General features: G+C 62.2%; 6 protein-coding genes and 1 tRNA gene. 6 read left to right on the top strand and 1 reads right to left on the bottom strand.

Going from position 1 to position 7332, the window contains the following annotated elements; translation table 11 throughout:
* The first annotated feature begins 92 nt into the window (after positions 1 to 92).
* From menD to HMPREF2681_RS10310, 4 genes are read left to right on the top strand one after another with little or no spacing between them, the layout of a single operon-like run.
* Positions 93 to 1928: a 2-succinyl-5-enolpyruvyl-6-hydroxy-3-cyclohexene-1-carboxylic-acid synthase gene (gene menD, locus HMPREF2681_RS10295; RefSeq protein ID WP_083295692.1), complete on the top strand. Its 1836-nt coding sequence runs from the start codon at positions 93 to 95 to the stop codon at positions 1926 to 1928.
* Between the two features lie 43 nt (positions 1929 to 1971).
* Positions 1972 to 2463 carry a DUF3592 domain-containing protein gene (locus tag HMPREF2681_RS10300; protein ID WP_016422033.1) on the top strand — a complete coding sequence of 164 codons (492 nt, stop codon included), beginning with the start codon at positions 1972 to 1974 and terminating at the stop codon, positions 2461 to 2463.
* Positions 2464 to 2467: 4 nt separating this feature from the next.
* A complete protein-coding gene (locus HMPREF2681_RS10305; protein ID WP_016422034.1) occupies positions 2468 to 3676 on the top strand; it encodes a glycosyltransferase family 4 protein in 1209 nt (402 codons plus the stop codon).
* A 10-nt stretch (positions 3677 to 3686) separates the two neighbouring features.
* Entirely contained in the window at positions 3687 to 4379 is a 693-nt protein-coding gene (locus HMPREF2681_RS10310; protein WP_042388380.1) for a demethylmenaquinone methyltransferase, read from the top strand.
* Between the two features lie 51 nt (positions 4380 to 4430).
* Here the strand turns inward: HMPREF2681_RS10310 and HMPREF2681_RS10315 are convergent, their stop codons facing one another.
* Entirely contained in the window at positions 4431 to 5783 is a 1353-nt protein-coding gene (locus tag HMPREF2681_RS10315) for a geranylgeranyl reductase family protein (RefSeq protein WP_016422036.1), read from the bottom strand.
* A 118-nt stretch (positions 5784 to 5901) separates the two neighbouring features.
* Here HMPREF2681_RS10315 and HMPREF2681_RS10320 point away from each other — a divergent pair, with 118 nt between their 5' ends.
* Both HMPREF2681_RS10320 and HMPREF2681_RS10325 read left to right on the top strand, forming a co-directional pair.
* Positions 5902 to 6957, top strand: coding sequence for a polyprenyl synthetase family protein (locus tag HMPREF2681_RS10320; RefSeq protein WP_049172333.1), 1056 nt, complete (start codon positions 5902 to 5904; stop codon positions 6955 to 6957).
* 180 nt (positions 6958 to 7137) lie between these two features.
* Positions 7138 to 7219 (top strand) — tRNA-Tyr (locus tag HMPREF2681_RS10325).
* Positions 7220 to 7332: the final 113 nt, after the last annotated feature.

Raw genomic sequence — 7332 nt, forward strand, 5'->3', positions numbered from 1 at the left:
GATGCAATGACCGCCTGACCCTACCGCCCGAAAAACGGCTTCCAAACTGACATAAACCTAGTCAGTAACTTCCGGCAAGTAGCCTATTGAGTGTGAACGACAACCAGGACACCTCCCATACCCCGGACACCTCGGTGAACGACAACGCCTCGGCAACCGACGCCACGTCCCATACCCCCGCAGCCCCCACGGCCCCATCCGCAGTGGTAGCGGGCCTCATCGTCGATGAGCTGCTGCGTCTCGGCATGGTCGATGCCGTGGTGTGCCCGGGTTCCCGGTCCGCCCCGCTCGCCCGCGCTCTGGTCCAGGCCGCCGACGCGGCGAAGGTTCGCCTCCATGTGCGCATCGATGAACGCTCTGCCGCCTTCCTCGCCCTCGGCCTGGCCTCGCGCACCCGCAAGGTGACCCCGGTAATTACAACGTCCGGCACAGCAGTGGCGAACCTCGTGCCCGCCATGGTGGAAGCCACCGCGTCGGGCATTCCGCTGTTGGCACTGACCGCCGACCGCCCCGCGCATTATCGCGGCACCGGCGCGAACCAGACCATCGTCCAGGACCGCCTGTTCGCTGATGCCTCTGTCGTCGAGTTCGATCTGGACGGCACCGCCCCGGTCACGAAGGCCACCGCCGCGCAGATCCGCGCTCGCATTGATCGCGTTGTCGCCGCCATGGCATCCGGCGCCGGCCACCTTAACGTCCGTTTTGTCGAACCGCTCGTGCCTGACGACGACTCCGTCGCCGACATCCCCGAGGGCCGCGCCGATGGCGGCCCCTGGACCACGATTGCGCCTACCAACAGCAACAACGTCGGCGTGGCCGCCACCGCAACCGGCCCGGCCAACGCGGCTAGCACAGCCACAATTGACATCAGCCGCCGCACACTCGTGATTGCGGGTTCGAATGCCCCGCACCTGCCGGCGCTGGAGGATTTGCCAACCATCGCTGAGCCGAATGCGTATGCGCCGGCGCACCCGGTGCACCCGCTCGCGGCGGGCACTTTCGCGCAGATTCCGCCGGAGCAGATCGTGCTGGTCGGCAGGCCGACGCTGCACCGAGGTATCTCTAAGCTGCTGGCCAATCCGGATATCGAGCTGACCGTTGTCTCCGAAGCGGAAAACCACGGTTTTGGGGTGGAGTTCCCGGATGTGACGGCGAACGCAAGGGCCGTCGTTAGGCATGTGCAGACTGTGGGGGAGCAGGACCCGCAGTGGACGAAAATCTGTGAGGCCGCCAGCGAGTTGGCGGTGAAGTCCGTGCGAGAGACGCTTACCGAGTCGATTGAAGCGGAGGAACCGCTGACCGGATTTCATGTGGCGGCGGCTCTGACGGACAGCCTGCGCACGGGTGACAATGTGGTGCTGGGCGCGTCGAACCCGGTGCGCGATGCGTCGTACACGGGCCTGCCTTTCCCCGGTGTGAACACGTATGCGGGACGAGGTGCCGCGGGCATCGACGGCACGGTGGCGACGGCAATCGGTATTGCGCTGGCGTCCGACCGCGAGCATGCCGACGAGATCCGCCCGCCGCGGACGATTGCACTTATGGGGGACCTGACGTTCCAGCACGACTCCGCAGCGTTGGCAATTGGGCCGCTGGAGCCGAGGCCGGAAAACCTCACCATCGTGGTGGCCAATGATGCAGGTGGCGGTATTTTCGAGACGCTGGAGGCGGGCAGCCCGGTTCTGCGGGGAAGCTTTGAGCGCATCTTCGGCACCCCGCAGGGCGTGGACTTTGAGGGCATCTGCCAGGCTTACGGGGTCGAGCACGTGCGCGTTGACCGCCTCCCAGATCTGCTCGCGCAGTTGCACCCGGATACCGACGTCGATGGCATCCGCGTCATTGAGGTGGCGACCACGCGTGCGACGCGTCGGCAGTTGCATCACAAGCTGGCATACAATGCGGAGATTGGGGTGCTGGACAAGCACTAGCTGGAAACAATCAGAGACAGAAAAATAGGAGGTCGCGACCGCCATGCAGTGGAAAACTGCCCTGGCCAATTGGCCGCGCTTCCTTCGTCAGGTACTGCTCTTTGTAATGATTTGCCTGTTGCTGTCGTGCCTGGCCATGGTGGTTGGCTGCTTCATTAATGACCGCAATATCGAGTCGAACATGGGGCAGTCCGTAGCCAACGTGCGCTCGGTCGAGCTCCTTCGCACCACGGTTGATTTCGTCGACGAGAATGGTGATTTTCAGTCGCCGCCAACCGGTTTGCTCTATCCCGTTGGTCTGGAAGAGGGGCAGCGCGTCCGCGTCGAATACGACCGCACTGATCCCAATGTCGTCCGCGTCGCCGGACGCACATGGACGTTGTCACTTCTCCCGGCGACCAGCATCGCTGTGGTTGCATTTCTCGTCGTCGCGCCGTTGTGGTGGTTGTCGTTGCGCGCAACCCGTCGTTTACAAAGAGATCCCCAAAAGGTAAACAGAGGGTCACTTTCGCTTTCCGACGAGATGGAAAACTAGCACCATGCGCGTTGCCATCATTGCTGAAAGCTTCTTGCCCAACATCAATGGAGTGACAAACTCCGTGCTGCGGGTGTTGGAACACTTACGCCGTGAAGGACACGAGGCGCTGGTGATTGCGCCGGGCGCTCGGGACTGGCAGGAAGAGGCAGAGTTCTACTGCGACTACCGCATTGAGCGTGTGCCCACTGTGATGGTGCCGTTGATTGATTCGCTACCGATTGGTGTGCCGAACCGTCGGGTAGCGTCGGCGCTGACGCAGTTTAAGCCGGATGTTGTCCACTTGGCTTCGCCATTTGTGCTCGGTGGTGCGGGCGCGCTGACTGCCAAGGCACTGGGCATCCCGGCTGTGGCCATCTATCAGACGGACGTTGCGGGTTTTGCCAAGAACTACAAGTTGGCGGGGCTCTCCACGGCCGCATGGTTGTGGACGCGCGTGATTCACAACTCCTGCGCCCGAACGCTGGCGCCGTCGTCGCCGACTATTGAGGACCTGCAGGATCACAAGATTCGTGATGTCTACCGCTGGGGCCGCGGTGTTGATGCGGTTCGCTTTACTCCGACAAAGCGTAGTGAAGAGCTCAGGAAGCAGTGGAGCCCGGAGGGCAAGCCGATTGTTGGTTATGTCGGCAGGCTCGCGGCGGAGAAGTCTGTGGAGCGGCTGGCAGCGCTGAACGGCCGCGATGATATTCAGGTGGTCATTGTCGGCAATGGCCCGGAGCTGCAGAAGCTGCAGAAGCAGATGCCGAATGCCGTCTTTACCGGACAGCTCACCGGCGATAAGTTGGCAGCGGCATTCGCCAGTCTGGACGTGTTCGTCCACACCGGTGACTTTGAAACCTTCTGCCAGGCGGTACAGGAAGCCCACGCCTCCGGTGTGCCGGCCATCGCTCCGAACGCAGGCGGCCCGCGCGACCTGATTACCAACGACGTCAACGGCTACCTGCTGGAACCCAAGACTTTCACCCGCGATTTGGCTGAGGCGGTCGACAAGCTGCTGCTCGTTGACGATGAGCTGGCACGTAAGCAGCTGCGCAACCGCTGCCGCGACACCGTGACCGAGCGCACCTGGGAAGCACTGTGTGCAGACCTGGTTCGCCACTACGAGGAGGTTTCTGGGGTTTCCGCGGCCGAGACGTCAAGCAAGGTCGCAGCAGATGCGATTGATGCCTCCCATGCAGGTGCTGCTACGCGTCAGAAGTCGGTCGCGTAATCTGGACATCGTGTCTAGGGCTGATTTAACGAAAAATCCCAGCGAAGTCGCCTCGATGTTCGATGGCGTGGGGAAGAATTACGACATCACTAATACCGTGCTCACCGGTGGCATTGACCACTACTGGCGCGTGCGCACGGCAAAGCGCCTGAACCTGCAGCCTGGCCAGAAAGTCCTCGACCTGGCCGCCGGTACGGCTGTTTCATCAGTGGAGTTGGCAAAGTCTGGCGCATACGTCGTTGCCTGTGATTTCTCCCGAGGCATGCTCAAGGCCGGTGCACACCGCGATGTTCCCAAGGTCTGCGGTGACGGCATGAAGCTGCCATTCCCGGACAACACCTTCGACGCGGTGACCATCAGCTTCGGTCTGCGCAACATCGTGGACTACAAGGCGGGCCTCGCTGAGCTAGCTCGCGTGACCAAGCCCGGAGGCCAGCTAACAGTCTGCGAGTTCTCCACCCCCGTGATGCCGGTGTTCAGCACCTTCTACAAGGAATACCTGATGCGGGCACTGCCGCAGATCGCCAAGGTCGTCTCCTCGAACCCGGAGGCCTACGTGTACTTGGCGGAGTCGATTCGCGCCTGGCCAAACCAGCCGCAGCTTGCCCGCGACATCAATGCCTCTGGCTGGGAGGATGCCGGTTGGCAGAATCTCACCTTCGGTATCGCAGCGCTGCACTCGGCAACCAAGCCCGCACAGTAGCTCGCTAGCCCGCAGCAAAGCCCTGTCGCAGGGCCCGTCGTAAAGCGATTCCTACTGCCAGGGCTGGCGCCCGAACCACTTATCGGAGGCCAGCGCTGTCCTCCCCGAAGCGCGCCAGAGTCGCGCCACTACGTCGCGGTCGTGTTCCGTGACCAGGTTTCCCATCAGGCGTGCGGCAACACCCATGAGCTGGCTTCCCCACGGGGCGCCGATGGTCAGCGGGCCGACCGTGGGAAGGAAGCTCGGGTACGTCAGCGTCAGCGCCAACTTGCGAGCCAGCGAGAAGCCGGTGCCGTAGTGCTCGCGAAGGAGGGCGGGCCAGGAGTGCGTCAGCCCATCGCGGCCCGCACCAATCGAGCTAATCAGCTCCACCGCCAGCCGCGCCGACTCCATGCCGTAGTCAATGCCCTCACCGTTGAGCGGGTTGACCAAGCACGCAGCATCACCGAGCAACGCCCAGTTGGGCCCCGCCACATTCGACACGGCACCGCCCATCGGCAGCAACGCCGACGTCACGTGCTCAGGCTCGCTCATCTGCCACTGATCGCGCACCTGTCCGTGGTACTCACGCAGCAACTTCTTCACATTCGTGCGCGCCGGGCGTGCCGACGTCGCCAGCGCCCCACACCCCACATTCGCCCGGCCCTCGCCCAGCGGGAAAATCCAGCCATAGCCCGGGTGCGTATGCCCTTCGGAGTCGCGCAGTTCCAGGTGCGAGTGAATCCAGTCATCCGCTACGTCTGCGCTGTCGAAGCTGACATACGACCGTGCGGCCACGCCAAAGACGCTGTCTCGATGCCACGCACGCCCCAGCTGCTTGCCGACGGTACTGCGGACCCCATCGGCCACGAGCAACCAGCGGGCCGAGATGGTGTGTGGCTTGCCCTCGCGGTCGGAAAGCTCCACCTCGCGCACGCCATGACCCCGCGTGCCGCCAGTGTTCAGCGCTCCGAGAACCACCTTCCGCGCTGCGACTCCATCAAAGACCTGCGCACCGGCATCAGCGGCGGCATTGAGCAAGAAAGTGTCGAGCTCAACTCGCGGCATCGCGGATCCGACAGCGGGGAAAGTGCCCGAGGCATCATCTGGCCAAGGTGCGGTGATGGAGCCGCCGAAACCGTGTAGCTTGAGTCCGCGGTTGCGGTTGCGGCGCAGGAGCTCGTCGTCAAGCCCTAGACGACGTAGCTCAGCGATGGCACGAGGAGTGAGCCCGTCGCCACAAGTTTTGTCGCGCGGGAAGCGCTGGGAGTCGACCACAGTGACCGAAAAACCGGCGCGGGCGGCGTGAATTGCGGCTGCGGAGCCGGTGGGGCCTGCGCCAACAATGAGCACGTCAGTGCTGCTGGGTAGAGCGACGGTGCCGTCGAACGTGGGGGAAACTCGCGAAATCGGGCTTGAGGTCATTGCCCCAGCGTATAACGACGTTGAAACAAATATGGGAACTGGTCTGCTAGCCACTATGCTCGTAAGGTAGTTTATTTAGCAGTTTCTTATCTTTTATCGTCAGTTAGGCAGGTCTCGAATGCGTACTGGAGACTACTCCGGGCTTAGTTCCGGAAGTGCTCAGGGCACTGGTGAGCACACCGCCACTAGTTCTCACTTCGTTGATGAGGCGCTGGAAGCAACAATCACCGAGGGAATGCGCAAGAGCGAGGACCTCCTGATTACCGAGCTGGGGCGCGGCGAGGACTTCCTAGTCGAGCGGGTTTCCCACCTAGCTCACGCTGGTGGTAAGCGCTTCCGCCCGATGTTTACCATGCTGGCCGCGCAGTTCGGGGAGAACCCGGAGAGCGATAAGGTCATCACCGCCGCAACGGTGCTGGAGCTGACGCACCTGGCGACGCTCTACCACGACGATGTCATGGATGAAGCGGATAAGCGCCGCGGTGTGCCCTCCGCAAACTCGCGCTGGGACAACACCGTCGCCATTCTGGCCGGTGACTACCTCTTCGCTGCTGCATCCCGCCTGCTGGCGGAGCTCGGTTCCGAGAGCGTGGCTCACTTCGCTGAGACCTTCGGTGTTCTTGTCACAGGTCAGATGCGAGAGTGCCTCAACGACTTGGACCTGCCGATAGAAGAGCGCATCGAGCGCTACCTGAAGGTCATTGCCGAAAAGACCGGTGTGCTCATCGCATCGGCCGGTTATCTCGGCGCCTATCACGCCGGTGCGTCCGCCGAGATTTCCAACGCGCTGCGCCGCTATGGCGAACTAATCGGTATCGTTTTCCAGATTGTCGACGACATCATCGACATCTCCTCCAATACCGATCAGTCCGGCAAGACTCCGGGCACTGACTTGCGCGAGGGCGTCTTCACGCTGCCGGTTCTCTACGCGCTGCAGGAGGACACCCCAGCCGCTGACCGCCTCCGCGAGATTCTTGTCGGCCCAGTTTCCGACGACGCGCTTGTCGACGAGGCCCTCGAGCTCCTGGCTCAGACCAACGGTGTGGCTCGCGCGATGGAGAAGGTCAATGAACTGCTGGATGAGTCCGACCGCGTCATCGCTGACCTTCCTGACTGTGCGGCCAAGGAGGCCCTGCGTCACGTTGCTCGCTACACCGTGGAGCGCGTGGGGTAGTGGATTGAGCTCCATCGGCGAGATGGGCCTAGGGGCGAGCACTGCTCTGAGGTGAGCTCTGCTCTGGGGTGAGTTCTGCTGAGGGGTGAATCCAGGTAGGGAAATATCCTCTCGACCTGCCGATTTGTGTAAATGACAGAGTAGTGGGTAGCATTCCATTCGCACCGTTTAAGAGTGCACGCCAGATTGCCCGAGCGGCCAAAGGGAGCGGATTGTAAATCCGTCGGCATTGCCTTCGTTGGTTCGAATCCATCATCTGGCACAGTGAAATCACCGCGAGAATTTTCTCGCGGTGATTTTTTTGTAGGGCCCGTTGATGGGGATGCGGGTTAAGTAAAGAAAGGGTTAAGTAGCAAAAAGTGTGTCCGCTCGGCG

Origin of the sequence: Corynebacterium sp. HMSC064H12 (assembly GCF_001809925.1) — a bacterium.
Classification (GTDB): Bacteria; Actinomycetota; Actinomycetes; order Mycobacteriales; family Mycobacteriaceae; genus Corynebacterium; species Corynebacterium jeikeium_D.